The sequence below is a fragment of the Prosthecobacter sp. genome (genome assembly GCF_029946185.1).
GTDB lineage: Bacteria > Verrucomicrobiota > Verrucomicrobiia > Verrucomicrobiales > Verrucomicrobiaceae > Prosthecobacter.
Genome location: NZ_JAQSEA010000232.1, coordinates 1 through 20,529 on the forward strand (window position 1 = coordinate 1; position 20,529 = coordinate 20,529).

A 20,529-nucleotide genomic window follows, 5' to 3' on the forward strand; every position below is an offset into this window, starting at 1 on the left:
CCTGCACGCTGGCCCTTCCTCAGTCACAAGCAGGGTACGGCGAAATTCATCGAGCATGTCGAGCGACTGATCTGCCCCACCATCACCTCTGATCAGTTCATCGGAGGCCAGTCCTTCGCGTTCAGTGATGCTACGGCGGGCAAAAAACGCCTGCAGATCATCCTGCTTGGCGACAGCACCACCGAGGCGAGCATCCCGAAGAAAATGGCCCCTTCCGAGCCTCAGATTGAGGACACGCTGCGTATCCAGCTCGCGCTCGAATCTGATCTTCCGCCCTGCGATGTCTATAACGAGGGCGTCAGCGGTGAGTACATTCGTCGCCTTCTCGACACCCGCTATGACAAGGCCGTGAAGACCAAGCCGCAGGCCGATTACATTTTCATCCGCTACGGACTCAACGACCAGGCGAAGGTGAAGGACTTCAAAACTCAGTTCTCGAAGGATTTCCATGAGTTGCTAGAGCGCCTGCGCAAAGACCATCCCAAGGCGATGCTCATCCCGATGACTGCCATCCCTTATGCTCTTAACAACCTCCACGCGGACATCAACGCGCTCATCAAGCAGATCGCCAAGGATGAAAAGCTTACGCTCTTCGACATCGCGCCGCGCTACCTTGCCGAATTGAAGAAGAATCCTGACGGCCTCAACTATCGCCGTTTTCCGCTATCGAAAATTCCGGAAAAACTCCGTCCGCTTGCCACTCCCTATCTCCAGCCGGAGGGCGACGATCCGAAGGTTGTCGTGCTCGACAACCGCCTCGATGGCATCTTCGGCCACCTCCCTGGCTGGGCAGGAGATCGTCACCCGAACCTCGCGGGATACAATGTCATTGCCGATGAGACGGCCAAATGGCTGGCACCTGTGATTCGGACCAAGCTGGGAGCGAAGTAGCAGCTACTTCTCGCGGGTCTGGAAAGTGCGGCTGTGTTTCTGTGAAGGAACTTCGAGAGTGTAGCTCTTTGCATCTGCACTGATGGTGCAGTGAATGTGGTTGGCGGCGCAGGCTTCGGCAAGATCGCCGTGGTTGGCGATCATGGTTTTGTCTGCGGTGTTTTCATGATCGTCGCGGACGTTTTCATGCACCTGATACATCGCCTGGATTGTCGGGGTCGATTTGAGTGCGTCCATGGCGGACTTGCTGGTGCCTTTGCGCGGGCCGTTGTTCATCACTGAAACTGTGGGCTGAAGGCTGTGGATGAGGATGGGGTTGTTGCTCGCATCCAAGCCGTGGTGGTTCACCTGATAGAGATCGACGGTGCCGACGAGATTGAAGGGGGAGACGAGTTTCTCTTCGACGTTCCATGACAGATCGCCGCCGTCAAAGAAGCGGAAATCACCGAACTGCAGCAGCAAAACGACGCTGTTTGCGTTGTCGCTCGGATCGGTTGCTTTGGGGGGCACGGAACCTTTGAGAGGGTTTTCGGGTTGGTCGGGATAAGGTGGGATGAACTGCTGATTCGCACCGAGGCAACGCAGTGTGAGCTTGGGTCTGCCCTCGGTCTGCTTAAGCGGGACGATGGCGCCTGCGGCCAGCGTGACGCGCTTTTCCACCTTGGCATCGCGATAGGGGCGGCTGGTCAGTGTCCAGCGCATGTCCTGGGCTTTGCCGTCTGGACTGCCGTCGGGGATGCCTTTGTCGTAGAGGGTGCCGATAGGCATCAACTCGGCCAGTTCGGCAAGTCCGCCGAAGTGGTCGGCATGAAAGTGCGTGATGATGACGTGGTCGATGCGGGTGAGTTTCGCCTGCTCCGTGGCGACTTTCTGGATGCGCTGGGGATCGCGTCCGCCAGGGTTGCCGGTGTCGATGAGAACTGATTCGCCTGATGGCGTCACGATCAGCGTTGAGCCGCCGCCTTCGGAGTCGATCCAGTAGATGTCCAGCGTCTGGTCAAGCGCGGAGAGAGTGAGGGTGAAGGCAAGAAGAGCGGCGAGGATGGATTTCATGGTGGGTGAAGCGCCTTCTTCACGCTCGAAGAAGGCGGGTTCTCTCAGGGTAGATGAATCAAGCGCAGCTCGTCATCCATTTTGCAACATCAAGGAACGATACGAATGGCTGCATGATGGAACGAGTGAAGGTGCTCCCCCGCCCCTTCAGGGCGCTGCCGGAGGAAGCGTGGTGGCACGTGCGACCCAGGGCTTGTCGCTGCGCGAATGTGCCCTGGGCTGACTCCGTGGGTCTTTCAGACCCGATGCAGCGCGGTGCTTTGAGCTGGATAAGTTGCATTCTACGTGACGAGTCTGCATTAGCGGCCAGGAGGGCTTACTTCCTTCACTGTCGCGCCGTGTGTGTCGCTGAGGATGAGGAGCGAGAGTTTTTCGACATTTTGCAGTTCGGCGGGCTTGAGCATCTGGTAGTCGAGGCCGTTGGCGGGTGCGGCTTCATACGGCGTGGGCTGCGGGGAGGCATTTTCGGAGCCGTTGAGGCTTGCGTAGTCAAAGCGGCCGCGCAGGTCGGTGTAGCCGTCTTTGAAGAAGCGCACGGTGCCGTTGTTGAGGCGTGCGTACACTTTGACGTAGGACTTAGGCAGCGGCTTGTCGGTGGTGGCGTCGCGGGTTTCGAGGCGGCCGTAGTTTTCGGAGAGCGTGAGTTTCAGGCTGTTGGCGTGATAGGCCTGGGTCTTGCGCTTTCCGGCACCGAGGACTTCGACAAGCACGTTTGCCTTGGCGAATTCGGCGGGCAGTGCGAGGTCGAGCGTGGTCTGATTCTTTGGCAGTGCCTGCGTGGTTGTTTTGTTCGGCTTGATGATGCTGAAGCGTCCGGCGTCCTGGCTCACGAAGGGATTGCTGCTGAAGCTGAACTCGGGGTCCATGAGGTAGTAGTTCAGCGTGACTTCTTCGAGGTTTTTCCAACTCAGTGCGATGCTCTTGTTTTCGACTTTAAAATCAAAGCCTGGCTCGGTGGAGGCGAGTTCGGCCTGTTGCTTCTCACGGTCGGGTTTGTCGCCTTTTTCTGTCTTGGCGTCCTTGCCTTCGATTTCATTGATCTGCGTGGCGACATCGGCAAAGAGCAGCTTCCAGCGTGGCACGGGATGATCGGCGTACTTCGAGGCGAGACCGCGCGCGGCGGCGAGATCGCCTTCATAGAAGGCGGCGTAGCACTGGAAGTAGTCGTGCTGGATTTTGGTGGGCAGCTTGACGACGTCGATGGACTTGAAGCGGGTCAGCGCCTCTTCAACGCGGTCTTGAAGGAAGAGGAAGTAGGCGACGCTCAGATTGTCCATGGCATCGAGCTGAGGCTTGTGGGCGAGGATGCCGAGGAGCTTGGTGTACTGCTCCAGCGCAGCAGGATTGGCGATGCGCCACTCACCTCCGACGCGGTGGGCGCGCTGATTGATGAGCGGGGAGTATTCGAGCTGCTCGTAGCTGCGGCGTTCGATGGGGTCGAGCGTGAGGAGTTTGCTGGAGAAGTATGGGCCGCAGGCATCGCCGAACTGAACTTTCAACCACTCACGCAAGGTGGGGGCATCGTTGTGGAGCAGTGCGTAGGAGGAGATAGTTCCATCTTCGAGGTGATGCGTGCGCATGAAGGCGATGAGCTTCTGGTAGAAGTCCACGCTCTGGCGGCAGCGCCATGCGACGCGGGTCAGATCGAGGGCCGCGAGGTTGGATTGCTCAAGGAAGCTGAAGACGTCTGCGGCGCTGCCGTATTGAGAGACATAGTCCCATGAGGCCTTGTCCACCTCGGTGAGTTTAGGGACGACGTTGAACTCAAAAGGTTTCGTGCTCGCCGTGCTGGTGCTGGTGGCGACGTTGACGGGGAAGTGCGCGAACTTGAGGCCGGGCTTGGCTGGAATGAGCGGGAAGTAGAAGTGATACTCGAAGGTCTGCGTGGTGTAGGGCTCCAGGCGAATCTGGCGTGAGTCGGTGGCCTTGCTGCCGAGCACGGGCAGGGCGCCCTGTGGGATCTGCAGCAGCACCACGGCCTTGACCGGGCTGCTGGTGGGATTGGTGACGACGATGTTCGCGCCATAGGTCGCGCCGGTGAGGAACTCGGTGGTGACGTACTTTTCGAACCTCTCATTTCCCTCTGTGCGGAAGCGGTCGTTCTGGCGGAAGAAGCTTTGGGAAACGAGGAGCTGGCCCTGTGCGTTGTTTTCGACGACGGCTGGTTTGATCTCTTTGTGATACACGATGCAGGGTCCGCCTGCGGTGAAAGTGAATTTTCCATTGTCGGCCTTCTTGCTGTGCTTTGGAGTTTCAAACGGCAGATCGAGCACCGCGAGCGCGAGCACCATCTCGGTGAAATTGGTGCTGGCTTCGGCGACATTGGCTGAGATGAATCCGCCCTTGGATCCTGCGGCCACCCAGGCGGCGTAATCACGCCAGAAAGCGTTCACGGTGACGAGGTCGGAGTCTTGCTCGGTGATGCGCAGTTTGTAGTAGTTGTTCTCCGCCCACTCTTTTGTGGGACCGAGGGGGCGGAAGAAGATGCGGACTTCTTGGCGTGCTTCATTGACATCTCCCGTGCCAAAATAGAGGAGTGTTCCTGCATTGTTGGACGTCTCGCCGCTGTAGGTGTTGGCTCTGCTCAGTGTAAAGCCCCCCGAGCCGGATTTGCGGAGCGCCTCGTCGCGATCTTTGCCAAGGGCTTCCATTTCTTTGGGTAGTGCAACGCCGCTGCCATTTTTTGCCCCCGCTCGCTGCAGCTCAATGGTGGTCGGGGAGAGGCGCTCTGTGGCATTTTCGCTCAATGGGAAGACGACAACGCCACCAGATTCCACCTTGAATTTCATCTGCGACAGTTCAGTGACATATCTGAGGGCTTCAGATAAAGGAACGTCTTTGAGATTGAGGCTGATGCTCGCGGATGATTTCACGCCCATCTGGGCAATGTGGATGTTGACGCCGCTTTTGGTCCGGAGAAATTGCACGGCTTCTTCAATAGAGGCATTTTGGAAATCTACATTCGGGAGAATGATTGAATTCATTTTTTGCATCAGTTGGGCCGCGCCTGGGGCCATCGAACCTGCTGAAGTAGCATAGTCCTCGTATGATGTTGCACCCGGCATTGGTGCCGCTGCTGGAGCGCTAAATGGATCGGATGCCATCGCTGGCGGTGGCGGCGGTGCCGGGCTTGGTTGGGCTGTTTCAGACTTTCCTGCACCCATGTCGAAGGCAACCATGTTTCCTAAACCACCGTTATCCATCACACGGCCGCGTAATGCTGTTTCAAAGAGGTAATCCTGTTGTTCGGGATTCGGTGGAATCATTTCCCATAGCTCACGCACATGGCGTGCGGCATTTGGTGCTTCATTTTTGATGTGATGGGCGAGCAGGATGCGCTCGACGATGTTGAGGCGGGCGTAGGCCCAGGATTCAAGGTGTGGGGTGAGATCGAGGCCGAGGAGGTACTCGTCCATGAAGGTCTTGTCCTTCTTGTTCGTTAGGTGGGGTTTCACCACGGTGTCGAAGAAGGGCTTGTCTTTGCGGAAAAGGAAGAAGTTCAATTCATGGCAGGCGAACTCGCCGTATTTGGCGCGCTTTTCATCTTCTTTGAGCTTGGGCCAGTTCAGCAGCCATGCGAAATTGGACAGGTTGCCATCGTTGCTTAGTGTGGTGAAGAGCGAGTGGATGCCGCCGAGGGTGTCGTAGGTTTCGAGTTCGCTGGTGAGGATGTCGGCGAGGGTGAGGGCCTTGCCGGTTTCGAGTACGGTGATTTCCTTTTTCTGTGTGAAGGGTGCCGCAGGATCAAGATTTCGTGCGAGGCGCTGATCGGCGAACTTGGTGGGGGCTTCTGGCAGTGTGAGTGTGCGCCAGGAGGCGTTTTGCAGGTCTTCGGCGTAAATTTGTACATGCTGGCGGTCGCCAAGGGCTTTGCGTTCGATGCGGACGAGGCCGTCTTTGTCGGGCACGAGGTTGTAGATGACCGGGGCGGATGCGGCGAGGAAGTCGAGATTGGTGCCGCCTTGCGGTCCGGCTTGGGCTTTCATCTTCTTTGCGGGAATCATGCCGCCGATGCTCGAAGTGCCTGTGGCTCCGCCGCGTGTCATGGCCGCATTTTGGCCGCCTGCTTGGGCGAGTTCGTCGAGGTCGGTGCTGCGGGTCTCCCATGGATTGAGCAGCAGACCGGGGCGGGTGAGCATGTTGCCTGGGAAGAGCTTGGAGTAGCGGCGTTCGAGGATGTAGCGGTACTCATCGCCGATCTCGCGGCCTGCGGAGTAGAGATTCGGGTTTCTCGCGGGAGTGCCTGATGCGGCACCAAAACGGGTGAAGCCGGCGAGACCCCCAAAGATGCCGCTGCCGGGATCGAAGCGTGAGGCGGCGAAGTGAACGCGTGCGAAGGGACTGCTGTGGGCGAGTTTGACGGTGATGAAATCTTTGTCGTTCTCGATGCTGATGATGTGGAGCGGCGTGTTGCCTTTGAGCTCAAGCTGCCGGTGCTTGCCCAGCACCCAGCCGCCGAGGGTGTTTCCTTGAGTGACTTTGAGGGTGATGAGGGGCTGGTCAGGGATTTGCAGTGAGTAATCACCGGGTTTGAGACCGCTGATGATGAGGAAGCCGTTTTCGGTTTTGACGAGGGCTGCAAGGTCTGCGGTGAAGGTGCCGGAGGTTTGTGCCAGGAGTGACATGGGCAGTCGGCCTGTGACCTGAAAAGGAACATGAATCGTCTCACCCTCTTTAGCGTGAATGGTGGTGGAGAGGGTGCTGTCAGCATTCTCCAGCGGCCAGAGTGTCTGACGGCCATTGGGGATTTGGGCGGCGACGGATTCGATGCTGGTGAGCTTGCCGAGGTTCACACGGCCCTGGGCGTCGGTGCGCAGTGGGACGATCTGGGTGCGGCTGAACTCGCGGTGTTTGAAGGTGAAAAGGACTTGCTGGTCGGCGATGGGTTCGCCGTTTTTGCCGAGGAGTTCGAAGATGCGCTGTCCGTCGAAGGTACTGAGGTGGCCGTCGTTGACGGCGTCGGTCTTGTCGATGCCGTTGAGTGTCCAAGTGTGGCTGGCGGTGAGGTCTTTCTTGGTGCCGCCAGCGCTGACAACATCCACTTTGGCGCTGAAAGCCACGGTGAGTGAGGCGAGGCGCTCTGGGACGGTGAGTGTGTGCGTGAGGTCGCTGCCGGCGCTGAGCTTGAGGTCCTTGACTTCGCGAGTGGTGGAGATGCCGTCCAGGGTGGTGCTGGTGATGGTGAGCTTTGGCTCGATGAGGAGTTCGGGGGAGAGATGCGCCTCGCCCATCATCAATGCGGTGCGCACGGCGAGGGTGGCTTCGCGGCGGGCGAGAAGCTGCTCACGTTCGATGTGGAACTGCGCGTCGAGGCGGTAGTCCTCAGCATGGTGGGTAAAGGAGGTGAGCGAGGCGAAGGTGCCTGCGGCATCGCCAATGATGAGCTGCTTCGTGCCGGGTTGATTGGTGAACGGGACGACGATGCGGCCGAGCTTTTCATTGCGCGTCAGTTTGCGGCCTTCAAACCAGGCCACGGCGTCATTCACCGGCTGGTGCTTTTCATCGAGGACGAGGATCAGATCGCCACTGGGGCCGGTTTGCTGAAGGACTTGGAACTGGCCGGTGCGAATGAGGGCGCGGCTGCTGCGACCACCGCCGATGAACTCGATGATCCATGCACCGCGTTTGCCTTTGAGCTCGGGGAACTTGAAGGTCTGCCGCTGGCGCATGAACGGGCCGCCTTCGATGGCGTGGGTCTGCTCACTGTTGGCGACGAGGCCGTCGAGATTGAGATCGGTGTTAAGCTGGCGCTGCTGGGTCTGGAAAAAATTGAGCGTGTTCAGCTCGAAGATTTTCACGATGAGCTTCTGTGTGTTTTTGACGCTGACATCAAACTGGATGTCGTCGCCGGGTGAAAATTGCGGCGCATTCGTGGCGGGGAATTCGATGTCCACGCGGTCTTTGAGCTGCTGGAATTCGGTGGGTGTGAGCAGAGAGGCCCAGTGTTCCGGGGAGCCGATGCCGTGGGTGATGAGGGCTTCCGCCAGCACGGGGGTGAGCCATTCTTCGGCGATGTATTCAGTCCATTTTGCCAGCACATCGTTCGCATCAGCATCGGGCTTCACCTCGGTGGCAAAGAGGTGGAGGAAGTACTCGCGGACGAGCGGTTCGTCGGTGCCGATGGGTGGGGAAAGCAGCAGCGGTTCGCTGAGATCGGCGTTGAGGTTGGAGAGTTCGAAGGGTTTGACGTCCTTGATGTAGGTATCGTTGATGTAGCTGCCCTGACGCGGGAGCTTGAGGTACTCGATGAAGCGGCTGCGGTCATACACGCCCTGCTTGCGGTCATGGTCCAGGCGCAGGTAGAGGATGCGGGTCTTGAGCGTGTTTTGGGAAGGGGGCAGTTTTTGTGCGAAGGCCCACACGCGATCGAGCCAGGCGGTGCGTTCGGCGTCATCGTATTCGAGGTTCACATCCGCGCTGGGGGCCATCTTGCGCAGGCGGGTGTATACGAAAGCCTGCTGGCCGAGCCACTGAGGGAAGGTTTGCAGCAGTGCATCAAGCTGCTCAGGGAGCAGGGCACGATGGATAGGAAGGGAGCCGAAGGTGCGTGATTTGTCAGACTGAAGGTCCGCGATGATGGCCTGCAGGAGATTGGGCACATCGGGGCGCTGGAGCTTGCTGAGCACGCTGCGGCGCTGATCTGGTGTAAGAGCTGCCTGATCACGAATGAGGGCGGCGAGAGCCTCCTGGGAAAGGGAGGTGAGGCTGCGGTCGTTGTTCAATGCATCGCGGAGAAAGACTTCGCGGCTGACTTTGGCGGGATCGAGCTGGGTGGGGAGGTTGGGTTTTCGGTCACGCACTTCCTGCTGGTGGTCGTGACGAATGCCGAGACGCTCGATGAGGTATTTGAGCGTGGCCTGTGGATTGCGTTCGTAGCCAAGGATGGCCTCGCGATTGAGGATGATGCGGCGGGCTTCGTTTTCGTTGGGGACGCGTTCTCGCCATTGGTTGAGGATTTGATTGAGCTTGGCGTTGTCGCGGACGTTTTGATAATGGAGGGCGTGGAAGAAATAGTATTCCTCCGAGCCTGGAACGAGCTCGCCGAGGGCTTTTTCGCGGTCGGCAGCGAGGGCGAAGCGCTCGATGAAGCCGATTTCATTATCGGCAAAAGCCGTGAGGGGAAGAAGGAGGGCAAGTGCGAGCGATTTCATGGCCGGAGACGGGTTGGAGTGGATGATGCGCCGAGCATCACGGCTGAGGCGAGCTTTTATTGTAAAGACTCTGTCAAAGAGGGCCGGGGAAGGGGTGAGGTCGGGCAAAAAACCGTTTGAAACCCGGGGGGCGGGAACTAGTATTGATACCCCCTTACTTTCCCAGATCCCCATGGCCGACGCTGAAAACAAATACGCCCAAAACGCTTCCGGAGCATACTACGTTGATGACCAGTGCATTGACTGCGACCTCTGCCGCGAAACGGCACCTGCAAACTTTAAGCGTGACGACGACGGCGGGCATTCATTCCTGTATAAGCAGCCTGAAACGGATGATGAGCGCGCCTTGTGCGAAGAAGCGCTGACCGGCTGCCCGGTTGAGGCGATCGGACGCGACGGCGAATAAGCCTGCCGGGTCTTTGTTTTTGCTGAACGCCGTCAGTTCTGACGGTGAGGATGACTTAAGGCAGTTTAAGCCAGCGCTGGGCCATTACTTTGTCCAGATTCACGCACTGGTTTGACTGGGCGTTGGGAGGAAAGGATATCAGCATGGTGTAGCCTTTGAAGCCGGCAGGTCCGGTGGTGGCGAGGTCTCTTTCGATCCATTGTGCCAGCGGGGTGCCACGTTCACAATAGGCGTACACGGAGTTGTCGCCGCTTTCTGACGTCAGCTTGATGCAGAGGTATTTTTCAGAGTCGGAGAACTCATGATTGTAGTACTCAAACAAACGCACGTAGGCACGCATGAGCACCGGTTCGTGGGGACGCTTGGTGCGGAACTCCTGAAAAGACATCTCGCCATAACCGGTGAGGCTTTCCCAGTCGATCAGGAATTTTCCCTGTGGACCCCGCAGCATGGCGATTTCCAATGAGCCTGTGGGCCGGCTGCTGGCATAGCTGAAGTAAAGAATTTCAGTGCCATTGATCTGATAACGAGCCTTGCTGACCAAGGCTCCGGGCTCGGGGTCTGAGGCGCCCTGAGTGCCATAGTAATCCCGCATCAACGGGGCGACACGCTCAGAATGGGCCACCAGCGGCACTCGTTCTTTCCAATCGGCTGTTTTCCAATATTGATCCAGAAGCTCCATTGCCTGAATGACTTCATCGCTGGTTTCCAGCATTGGCAGTTCCTTGACGCTGGATTCCACTGGATACAGTGAAGCTGGCTGACTCGGGGAGTCAGCGAGAGTGGCGGGTGAAGGAGGTGGTGCGGGTGCGGGCGGAGTGGTGGTGGGAGGGCGGATGTCAGCAGCGCCAGCCATGAGTTTGGGCAGCACCGAGGAGGCAGGGGCATCCGTGTGCGCCGTCTGAAAGGTGATTCCCAGCTTTTCCAGATCCTGGGCTTTCTGCTCGGCGGTTTGGTCCTTTGCGATCCGGGTGTTACGGTTCGCGGTGTTGTTGAAATAAAGCGTCCATCCGACGTAGAGAGTCAGCACCAAGATGAAACACAGGGTGATGCAAACACCCATGAAGGCGCGGTGAGAACCGGTGGAGCCAGACGTCATTGATTAAAGTACAATTCAGATGGAGTTTCGCCAAACATGGCGGGGAAGTATCTCGTGCTCAAGCACTTGGTTGCTGCATCTCAGTCCCCGCCTAACAGTTCCTGCTCATGAATTACCCTGAAAAAGCCCGCCGTGTCATCCAGCTCGAAATCGACGAGCTGCAGCGGCTGCATGCGCGCATCGACGAATCTTTCGCCCGGGCCATCGAGCTGCTGCTCGCCGGGGTGCGCCAGCGGGGCAAGCTGATCGTCTGTGGGGTGGGCAAAAGTGGGAACATCGGCCGCAAGCTTGCCGCCACGCTCAACAGTACCGGTGCCACCACCGTGCTGCTCAATGTCGGGGATGCGCTGCATGGCGATCTTGGAGTCATCGATCCAGGTGATCTGGCGATCATGCTCAGCTACAGCGGAGAGACGTCCGAACTGCTGGACCTGCTGCCGCATTTGAAGAGGTTTGACACGCCGATCATCGCCATCACCGGCGGCATGCAGTCCACGCTGGCGAAGAATGCGGATGTGGTGCTCGACGTGCACGTCACGCAGGAAGCCTGCCCGCTGAATCTGGCACCGACTTCCAGCACGACGACGATGCTGGTCTTGTGTGATGCGCTGGCGATGGCTTTGCTGGAAGCCCGTGGCTTTCAATCCGAAGACTTTGCGAGACTGCATCCGGGCGGTTCGCTGGGCCGCGCCCTGCTGACGCGTGTGAGCGATGTCATGCGGAGCGGTGAGCAACTTGCGATCATCCAGCCGGGTACGACTGTTCGCGAAGGGCTTCAGGCGATGACCCGCGCCCGCAGTGGTGCCGCCATTGTGACACACCCGGACGGCACGCTCGCAGGCGTCTTCACGCACGGCGACTTTGTGCGTGCTTTTCAGAAGGACAATGCCATCGCGGACAATGCTGTGTGCGATTTTATGACGCCGCGTCCGGTGAGCATTCAGGCCAGCAAACTCGCCGCTGAAGTCCTCGCCGCATTCGAGAAAAACCGGATTGATGACATTGTGGTGGTCGATGAATCGGGCAAGCCTGTGGGCATGGTTGATACGCAGGATCTGACCCGGCTGCGGTTGGTGTGAGGCAGGCTCAGAAGTCTGTCACTTCACGGTAATGCCGTACGCGGTGGCCGCGCTTGCGCATGAGTTCGATCAAGCCGGTGTCCGAGGTGAGATGGCCGGTGCCCACGAGCACCATCACCTTTTCGCCGCGTTTGAGCATCTGCTCCAGCCGGTCTATCCATGCGAGATTGCGGCCGGTGAGAAAAAGATTCATGAGGTCGGGATATTTCTCCGCTTCGCGGAACAGCATCTCCTGCAAGTCATCTAGCTGGCCGTATTTCCAAGCCTTGATCATCTTTTCGAACTCCTCTTTCACCGAACTAATCTCACCCAGGGTTTGCTCCAGCAGCTCGCGCTGCTGCTTCTCACTGAGGGAGGCAAAGAGCTGGATCTGAAACTCCACGGTTTCCAGTCCTTCGGCGGGCTTGCCGTCTTTCTTCGCGCGCTCCTCAAAGAATGAGTCCACGCCTTGGTCGGGTTTTGCGCCGAGGGCCGCATATTCGGTTGAGGTGATCATGAGCGCCAGAAACCACGGACGAAGGCGGTTCAAGGGGGTGGGGTTGAGATCGTGTTTTGCCGCCCACTTTTTCACCGACTCCCAGGTTTCCTTGCTTACATTCGCCTCGAGCGAGGTGCCTGCTGGATACAGACCGAGCTGGGACATCCGGCTTGTCAGTTCTGATCCTGACGCCGCACCTGGCGGCAGTTCCAACACGAGCTTGTTCGAATACATGTAGGCTGCCTCATAGGCCGGGGCCAGCGGGTAGTCCTTCTCGCGCAGAATGTGGATCGTCCCGCACAGGAAGAGGCGGCCGCCGTTGGGGCCATCCACCACCCACACGCTGCCGTCACCACCGCCGTCGGCGACAAAAGCCGCTGCATCCGGATTCGCGACCGCCTTCGTCGCTTCACGCTTGCATGCCACGAGGCTGAGGCAAAGCGCGAGGGCAAGGAGGAAACGGGGGATTATCATTGGGTCGATTCAAACACGCGGCGGGAATGGGATGCAACCGGGATGTGAGACATCGATCAAGCCAGCACCGGTTTTACCACGCTGCCGTGCACGTCGGTGAGGCGGAATTGACGGCCCTGAAAGCGGAAGGTGAAGCGTTCGTGGTCGATGCCGAGCAGGTGCATCAGGGTGGCCTGGAAGTCGTGTACATGTACGCCGTCTTTCGCGATGTTGAAGCCGAACTCATCGCTCTCGCCGTAGGTCATGCCGGGCTTCACTCCGCCGCCGGCCATCCAGACGGTGAAGACGTAGGGGTGGTGGTCGCGGCCCCACTGCTTGGTGTCTTCGATCTTGCCTTGAAGGAAGGGGGTGCGGCCAAACTCGCCACCCCAGATGACGAGGGTGTCATCCAGCAGGCCGCGTTGCTTGAGGTCTTTTATCAGCGCGGCACTCGGCGCATCGGTGTCGGTGCATTGAATCTTGAGCTGTGTGTTCAGATTTCGGTGCTGGTCCCAGCCGGCGTGCATGAGCTGTACGAAGCGCACGCCGCGCTCGGCGAGACGCCGGGCCATGAGGCAGTTGTAGGCGTAGCTGCCCTGCCGCATGACGTCCGGGCCGTACATGTCGAGGATGTGCTTGGGTTCGTCAGAGAAGTCTGTCAGCTCCGGCACGCTCGTCTGCATCTTGTAGGCCATCTCGTACTGCGCGATGCGCGTGGCGATCTCGGGATCGCCGAAGTCGCGGAGCTTCATTTCATTCATGCCTGCGATGCCATCGAGGATGGTGCGCTTCACCGCGCGGCTCATGCCGTTGGGGTTGCTGAGGTACAAAACGGGGTCGCCGCTGCCGCGAAATTTCACGCCTTGGTACTTCGATGGCAGGAAGCCGCTGCCCCAGTAGAAGTCATAGAAAATCTGGCCGCAGCTTGCCTCTTTGTCGCGGGAGGTCATTACCACAAAGGCGGGCATGTCTTCCGCATCACTGCCGAGGCCGTAGCTTAGCCACGAGCCGATGGCTGGCCTGCCTGCCTGTTCGCTGCCGGTCATGAAAAAGGTGACGGCAGGGGCATGATTCACCTGCGTGGTGTGCAGAGATTTGATGAAGCAGAGATCATCCGCGATCGCGGCGGTGTGGGGCAGGAAGTCGCTGACAGTCGCGCCGCTGTGGCCGTGGCGGGAAAAGTTTGAGATCTCGCCGAGGACTGGCCGCGCGGTCTGGCCGCCCGTCATCGTGCTGAAGCGCTTGCCGGCCACGATGCTGTCCGGGATCTGCGTGCCGTGCATCTTCTTGAGCATGGGCTTGTGATCAAACAGGTCCACATGGGAGGGGGCTCCGTTTTGCAGCAGGTAGATGACGCGTTTTGCCTTCGGGGCAAAATGCGGCAGCGCGGGGGCCATTTCATCTGGCGGCTGCATGGCAAAGCCTTCGCGTGTCAGCAGTCCGCCCAGCGCCGCACCACCGATGCCCAATGCCGTTTTCCCAAACAGGGAACGGCGGGTGAGGTGGAGACGACTGGCATCGAGAGGGTTCATGGGTGGGCAGGGAGGTATCGGACTTAATGTCCCGGCTCTTTCAGGTAGGCATTCAGCGCGCGGGCGACCTGAGCGCCCACGGTCATGTAATTTTCCGCCGTGCTGTTGGGCGTGTTCCAGGCGGTTTCCAGCGTGATGGAAATCGTGCCCTCGCCGCCGTGCGCGCGAGCCCAGCCGCTGCTCATGCGCCCGCGCTCATCCTCCGTCTTCACATAGGTGGCATAGCGGTACTTCGGCTCCACCTTCAGCGGCCCCGTGAGGTGCGTTGCTGCCAGATCCATCCAGCGCTGGTAGTTGTTCCGTTGGAGGCCGGTCATGCGCTCAAAACCGAACGGGCCGAAAAAGTACGGCGCGCGATCCGTGGGGCTGGGATTGTGCAGGTCCAGAAACACATCCAGCCCATGCGTGGCTTGGATCTCGGAGATGAGCTTCTGTGCTGCGGCCACTTCGGGGTGATACGGCGCGTCCGACCAGTCGCGGTTGTGATCCTGTGGCAGCGACTCTTTCCCACCCGCGCCGAGGGTCACATTGTCCACGTCCATGATGGGAATGAAATGCACGCAGCAACGCTGGCGAAAATCTTGCGCCTCCGCGCTCGCGAGCCATTCCACGAAGCCGCGTCCCACCCACGCGCCGCCTGCCTCCCAGGCATGCTGGCGCGCGGTCACCCACACCTGGCGTGGCGCGTCGGACTTGCCGATGCGGATGCCGTTCACCGGCCGGCCGTCCCGTGTTTTCGCCAGTTCAAAGCGCTCTGCTTCATCTCCCAGCTTCGCTTTTATCCCGGCCAGCACGGTCTCGGCCGTGGCGGGTGTAAACGGCGGTCCCCATGCCAGCCAGAGGCTCGGGCCTTCTGCCTTCACTTGATAAATGGCCACCTTGTCGGCCGTGCGCTCCACCCTGGCCGTCTGCCGCCAGCTTTTGCCATCGAGGCTCATCACCGCCTGATCAGGCTGGCACCAGGAAGCTGCGAGCACGGCGTTAGGACGATAGGGCCGCGTCTGCCCCTGCACCTCCAAGGTGATCTCCTGTCCTGCGGTGGTGCCGTCCAGCCGCAGGAACCACCAGCAGGGCCAGCCGCGCCCTTCATGCAGCGCAGGCATGATGCGCAGCTTTGCCGCTGTCTGATCCAGCGTCACCACCTCCGCATTGCCGCCTTCGAAGTCTGTGACCACCCGCAGCTCTGCATTGGCGATGGCTGTGCCGAGGATCAGGAGAAAAAGAGCTTTAATCATGGAGGCACACAACGGTGCCAGTGGCTCGATCTGCGCATGAAACCTTTGCGGCTGTTTATTCTTCTCACCGCAAAGAGGTCCATTCTGGCGGCCAGCCAATTGCTTTGAGACTTGTCAGGGAGGGGCGGCCTCGGCTTAAATGACTTCATGAAACATCTACTCCTCCTGCTGATTGCTCCCGCATGCTTGTGCGCAGCCGATCCTGTTGAGCTCAAGCTCTGGCCCGACGGCGCGCCTGGGCAGATGCTGCCGCACTCCAAGGCCACGGAGGATTTTATTAGCACCAAGGCTGGGAAAAGCACCATCACCGACATCCACGATCCCTCGATCACCGTGTATCGTCCGGAGCAGCCGAACGGCACCAGCGTTATTGTAGCTCCTGGTGGAGGCTATGTTTTTCTCTCCGCCGTTCATGAAGGCACGCAGGTCTGCGAGTGGCTTAACAGCATCGGCGTCACTGGCATCCTGCTCAAATACCGCACGCCGACTCGCGATGAGGCTGCACCGCATGAGAAGCCGGTGGCTGATGCGGCAAGGGCTATCGCGCACGTGCGCGAGCATGCGAAGGAGTGGAATCTTGATCCTAAACGTGTGGGCCTGCTTGGTTTCAGTGCGGGAGGAAGCTTGCTTGCCCACCTCGCCTGTGATCGTGCGACGAAGACCGAGTTGCCGGATTTTGGCATCATGATCTATGGTGGCGGTTTCGTGGACTTTAAAGATCCCACGAAGCTCAAAGAGGGATTCACCGTGCCGAAGGACGCTCCGCCGATGTTCCTTGCCTGCGCCCATGACGACGGTCAGAACCCGATCGCGGCCACGGTGCTTTATCTTGAGTATAAAAAGCTTGGCATTCCGTGTGAACTCCATCTGTTCGCGAAGGGTGGTCATGGCTTTGGTATGCGTGACAACAAGCAGCCGATCAATGCCTGGCCTAAGCGCTGTGCGGAGTGGATGGAGGCCATGCGTTTTTCTTTGAGCGAGCAGCAGTTTGATCGTGAGATCGAGCAGGCGGAAAGAAAGCTGGAGTCGAAGATGGTGCAGATGAACCTTCTCGTGAGCGAAATGAAAGAGAAAGAGCTGAACGAGATCGCGGTGCAAATTCAGGACGCCCGCCGCCTCGGGCAGATGGCCGCAGTTGCGAGGCTGCAGAAAAGGAAGGCTGAGCTAACGGGCAACGTCCAGCAGCAGATGAAGGATGATGCTCCCATGCGTCTGGAGATCAACGAGGAGCTCAGTCGGTTGAAAAAGGAAAAGCTGGTGCTCGAAGCCAGGCGTCAGATGTTTCTCGACAGGCAATCCGCTCCAAAACAGCCTTGAGTCTTGCAAGACGGTGGGATTGTCGGCTTAGTTGATAGCATGAAGCCGTTTATGCTGTCTTTGCTGGTCGGGTCATCTCTTGCTGCTGCCGATGTCGCTTCGGTGGTGAAACAGGAGTTGCCTTCACTCGTCACGTTTTACAAAGAACTGCACGCGGCCCCGGAGCTGTCGTTGCATGAGAAGGAAACGGCGGCGCGCGTGGCCAAAGAGCTGCGGGAGGCTGGGCTGGAGGTCACGGAGAATGTTGGCGGGCATGGCATCGTCGGCGTGTTGAAGAATGGCGATGGGCCGGTGATTCTGGTGCGTACGGATCTTGATGCGCTGCCGGTGAAGGAGCAGACGGGGGTGCCCTATGCGAGCACGAAGGTGGTGAAGGATGAACTCGGACGTGAGGTGCACGTGATGCATGCCTGCGGCCACGATATTCATATGGCTGGCTTTGTGGGAACGGCGCGGGCGTTGGTGAAGTTGCGGGATCAGTGGCAGGGTACGGTGGTGATGATCGGCCAGCCGGCGGAGGAGCGGGTGCTGGGCGCGCGTTTCATGCTGCGCGATGGTCTGTTCTCGAAATTTCCAAAGCCTGACAAGGCGATCGCGCTGCATTGCTCGTCCGACATGGCGCATGGCACGGTCGGCATTGTCGAAGGGTTTGCGCTGGCAAATGTGGACTCGGTGGAGATCGTCGTGAAGGGTGTGGGCGGGCATGGTTCGATGCCGCACCTCTGCAAAGACCCCATCGTGCTTTCGTCACAGATCGTGCTGGCGTTGCAGACCATCGTCAGCCGTGAGGTGAGGCCGGGTGATCCCGCAGTGATCACGGTCGGCAGCATTCATGGGGGCACGAAGAGCAACATCATCTCCGATGAAGTGCGGCTGCAGCTCACCTTGCGCAGCTACAAGAAGGAGACGCGGCAGCACCTGATCGACTCCATCAAGCGCATCGTGAAAGCCCAAGCGGAGTCTGCCAACATGCCTGCGGACAAGATGCCGGAGGTGCTCGTGTCAGATGATCGTGCCACGGCGCTGTACAACCAGCCGGAGATGTGTCAGGAGGTGCGCGGGTTCATTGGAGCGGCAATAGGTGCTGATAATGTGCTCACGCGCGAGCCCGTCATGGGCGCGGAAGATTTTTCCGAATACGGAATGACGAAGGAGAAGGTGCCGCTGTGCATGTTCTGGCTCGGCACGCAGCCACCGGCGGTTGTGGCCGCAGCCAAAGCCAAGGGAACCAGCCTGCCGTCGCTGCATTCGCCCTATTTCAAACCTGTTCCTGAACCCAGTCTCGAAACCGGTGTGACGGCGATGACTTCGGCGGTGATGGGACTGCTGAAGAAATGAGGCGGACCTGCTTTATTTCTGGCTGAGCCTGTAGAACAACCAGCCGCCCATGCCGAGGAAGATCACATTGGGCAGCCACATGATGAGGTGCGGCATTGCCGCTGGTTTGTCATTGAGCGTGTCTGCCAGAATGATGAAGACGATGTAAACCGTGGCTGTGATGAGGCTCAGGGCGAAGCCCGAAGAGGTCTCGCGCCGTTGCGCTGTCACCCCCAGCGGGATGCCCACCAGGGCGAAGGTGAAGCATGCCATTGAAAAGCTGTAGCGTTTGCTTAGTTCGGTGAGCGAGAGGGAGCGCGCCACAGGGGTCAGTGCATCGCCGGTGACGGTGTCCTTCCAGGTGCGCACCTCCTCGGACAGCGCGCTGGTGGTTTTCATGCTGGCGTTCACGCGGACCGTGTCTTTCTGCATTTCTGAGAGCGGTAGCTTCAGCCATTGCTGGTCCATGGACAGTCCACCGAGCTGGCCCTGACCCTCCACGGGTACCGTTTCTTCCGTCATGCCTGACAGCTCCATCTCCAGATCGATCGAGCCTGGAGTGGTGTGAAGAGTTGCTTTGTTGGCGTGGATGTAGGTGCTGGCCTGGGGGCCCTTCAGCATGATGATGTGCATGTCTGTGAGGGTCTTGTCATCGCGCTTGCTGGTGTAAATGCGGTAGCCGGGGATACGATCCAGCACCTGCCCCTCCTGAAACAGGGTTTCAGGGTTCTTCACCGCGACCTGATAAAACAGGCGCTTCATGCGGTCCTTCGCTGCGGGTGCCAGGCTCACATTCACCCACAAGCAGATGCCGCTCAGCGCTATCGCCAGGACAAAGATGGGCGCGCAGATGCGTGGCATCGACATGCCGGTCATGCGCAGGGAGACCAGCTCATTGTCAGCGGACAGCCGGCCAAATACGAGGAGAATCCCGGTCAGGAAGGCCCAGGGAATGGTGAAGATGAGAGAGAATGGAATGACCAGCATCACAAACTCCGCGATCACCGAGATCGGCAGTTCGGTGTTGCCCAAGAGCTGGTCGAGCTTCTTGTACACATTGCCCAGCACCATGACTCCGCTGAGCAGCGCTACGCCGATAAGCGTGGCTGATGCGACCTGGCGGCCGAGATAACGGTCAAAGATGCGCGGAAACATGTGGTGTGGGTGCGAGGCTAGCGAGTCTTCTGCGGCGGGCAATTTGAGATTGCCATAGGCTGCTTCAAACAACCGCCTTCTTCACCTTGCCGAAATCCGTGCCGAGGAAGCGCTTGGCCAGGTTCTCCGCCTGCTCGGAATGATCCGTGAGGTAGATGTCGAGGGTGGGTTTCGATTTGGTCGTCCGCAGCAGGCCGCCCTGTTCGAGGCTGGCTTTTACATGCGCTGCGCAGGTGCTGGCGGAGTCCACCAGCCGCACCTTTTGCCCCAGCATGCGCTTCAGCACCGGGACCAGCAGCGGGTAGTGCGTGCAGGCCAGCACCAGGGTGTCGATGCCCTTGTCGAGCATCGGCTTCAGATACTCACGCAGCACGGACTTGAGCGCCGGGTGATCCGTCCAGCCTTCCTCCACGAAGGGCACCAGCAGGGGAGTCGCCTTCGCCTCGATCATGATGTCCGGTCGCCGCATGGCGATTTCGTGCTGATAGGCGTGACTGCGGATCGTGCCTGCCGTGCCGATGATGCCCACGCGCTCGCAGGTGGCGTCAGCGAGCGTCGCTTCCACTCCGGGGCCAAGTACACCGATCACCGGGACGCGGAATGTGGCCTGCAGTTGCGGCAGGGCATGCGCGGTGGCCGTGTTGCAGGCCACCACCACGGCCTTCACGCCATGGGAGACGAGAAACTGCGTGTCCTCCATCGAGAAGCGCCGGATCGTGTCCGGGGATTTGGAGCCATACGGCACGCGCGCCGTGTCGCCGAGATAAATGATCGACTCGTTTGGAAGCAGATCCCGCAGCGCCCGCACTACGGTCAGGCCGCCAACGCCGGAGTCAAAAACGCCGAGAGGGCTGCTGGCGGTGACGGGGGTGCTCATGGAACGAATCAACTTTTGCGTGTGAGCTCCACAATGATCGCTTTCTGCGCATGCAGACGGTTCTCAGCTTGATCGAAGATCAAATCGGCGTGGGCCTCCATGACTTCCTCGGTGATTTCCTTGCCGCGATAGGCTGGCAGGCAGTGCATGACGAGCGCGCCAGGATTGGCGTGCTTCAAGAGGGCGGAGTTGATCTGCCAGGGTTTGAGGGTCTCGATGCGGTCGGCGCTTTCGGCTTCCTTGCCCATGCTGACCCAGACGTCGGTGTAAACGACATCGCAGGCACCCACGGCTTCGGCGGGGTCATCGACGATGCTGACGGTGTTGCCGGGCACACGATGCATGAAGCTTTCCTGCGGTTGGAATGCCTTGGGGGCACCAATGACGAGTTCAAAACCGAGGTGAACCGAGGCCCAGATCCAGGAGCGGGCCATGTTGCAGTCGCCATCGCCCAGGAAGCAGACGCGTTTGCCCTTCCAACTGCCG

General features: G+C 59.3%; 13 protein-coding genes and 1 pseudogene. 5 read left to right on the top strand and 9 right to left on the bottom strand.

The window, feature by feature from the left end; genetic code table 11:
• On the top strand, positions 1 to 891 hold an 891-nt coding region (locus tag PSV43_RS19260), incomplete at its 5' end, for an SGNH/GDSL hydrolase family protein (RefSeq protein WP_300201273.1).
• A gap of 3 nt (positions 892 to 894) precedes the next feature.
• Here the strand turns inward: PSV43_RS19260 and PSV43_RS19265 are convergent.
• Both PSV43_RS19265 and PSV43_RS19270 read right to left on the bottom strand, forming a co-directional pair.
• Entirely contained in the window at positions 895 to 1,944 is a 1,050-nt protein-coding gene (locus PSV43_RS19265; RefSeq protein WP_300201276.1) for an MBL fold metallo-hydrolase, read from the bottom strand.
• Positions 1,945 to 2,243: 299 nt separating this feature from the next.
• Positions 2,244 to 9,095, bottom strand: a complete 6,852-nt coding sequence (locus PSV43_RS19270; protein WP_300201280.1) for a hypothetical protein — start codon at positions 9,093 to 9,095, stop codon at positions 2,244 to 2,246.
• A gap of 172 nt (positions 9,096 to 9,267) precedes the next feature.
• Between PSV43_RS19270 and PSV43_RS19275 the strand changes: the two genes are divergently transcribed.
• The gene (locus PSV43_RS19275; RefSeq protein WP_300201283.1) at positions 9,268 to 9,501 is read left to right on the top strand and encodes a ferredoxin; all 234 of its coding nucleotides are present in this window, start codon (positions 9,268 to 9,270) and stop codon (positions 9,499 to 9,501) included.
• A 55-nt stretch (positions 9,502 to 9,556) separates the two neighbouring features.
• Here PSV43_RS19275 and PSV43_RS19280 read toward each other — a convergent pair whose 3' ends face one another.
• The gene (locus tag PSV43_RS19280) at positions 9,557 to 10,600 is read right to left on the bottom strand and encodes a hypothetical protein (RefSeq protein ID WP_300201286.1); all 1,044 of its coding nucleotides are present in this window, start codon (positions 10,598 to 10,600) and stop codon (positions 9,557 to 9,559) included.
• 107 nt (positions 10,601 to 10,707) lie between these two features.
• On the opposite strand from PSV43_RS19280, the gene PSV43_RS19285 reads away from it, so the two are divergent.
• Positions 10,708 to 11,679, top strand: coding sequence for a KpsF/GutQ family sugar-phosphate isomerase (locus PSV43_RS19285; protein ID WP_300201288.1), 972 nt, complete (start codon positions 10,708 to 10,710; stop codon positions 11,677 to 11,679).
• A 7-nt stretch (positions 11,680 to 11,686) separates the two neighbouring features.
• Here PSV43_RS19285 and PSV43_RS19290 read toward each other — a convergent pair whose 3' ends face one another.
• From PSV43_RS19290 to PSV43_RS19300, 3 genes are read right to left on the bottom strand one after another with little or no spacing between them, the layout of a single operon-like run.
• A complete protein-coding gene (locus tag PSV43_RS19290; protein WP_300201291.1) occupies positions 11,687 to 12,631 on the bottom strand; it encodes a TraB/GumN family protein in 945 nt (314 codons plus the stop codon).
• Positions 12,632 to 12,687: 56 nt separating this feature from the next.
• On the bottom strand, positions 12,688 to 14,142 hold the full coding sequence (locus PSV43_RS19295) for a DUF1501 domain-containing protein (protein WP_300201294.1): 1,455 nt from the start codon (positions 14,140 to 14,142) through the stop codon (positions 12,688 to 12,690).
• 23 nt (positions 14,143 to 14,165) lie between these two features.
• Complete coding sequence (locus PSV43_RS19300; RefSeq protein ID WP_300201297.1) at positions 14,166 to 15,377, bottom strand: M14-type cytosolic carboxypeptidase; 1,212 nt, start codon at positions 15,375 to 15,377, stop codon at positions 14,166 to 14,168.
• Positions 15,378 to 15,524: 147 nt separating this feature from the next.
• Here PSV43_RS19300 and PSV43_RS19305 point away from each other — a divergent pair, with 147 nt between their 5' ends.
• Entirely contained in the window at positions 15,525 to 16,694 is a 1,170-nt protein-coding gene (locus tag PSV43_RS19305; RefSeq protein ID WP_300201300.1) for an alpha/beta hydrolase fold domain-containing protein, read from the top strand.
• A gap of 39 nt (positions 16,695 to 16,733) precedes the next feature.
• Complete coding sequence (locus PSV43_RS19310) at positions 16,734 to 18,032, top strand: amidohydrolase (protein ID WP_300201303.1); 1,299 nt, start codon at positions 16,734 to 16,736, stop codon at positions 18,030 to 18,032.
• Between the two features lie 12 nt (positions 18,033 to 18,044).
• On the opposite strand, the gene PSV43_RS19315 is transcribed toward PSV43_RS19310, so the two are convergent.
• The 3 genes and pseudogenes from PSV43_RS19315 to PSV43_RS19325 form a co-directional block, all read right to left on the bottom strand.
• Positions 18,045 to 19,166: an LptF/LptG family permease gene (locus PSV43_RS19315; protein WP_300201306.1), complete on the bottom strand. Its 1,122-nt coding sequence runs from the start codon at positions 19,164 to 19,166 to the stop codon at positions 18,045 to 18,047.
• Between the two features lie 64 nt (positions 19,167 to 19,230).
• Entirely contained in the window at positions 19,231 to 20,043 is an 813-nt protein-coding gene (murI, locus tag PSV43_RS19320) for a glutamate racemase (RefSeq protein ID WP_300201309.1), read from the bottom strand.
• Between the two features lie 8 nt (positions 20,044 to 20,051).
• A pseudogene (locus PSV43_RS19325) lies at positions 20,052 to 20,529 on the bottom strand (ornithine carbamoyltransferase); the annotation flags it as partial.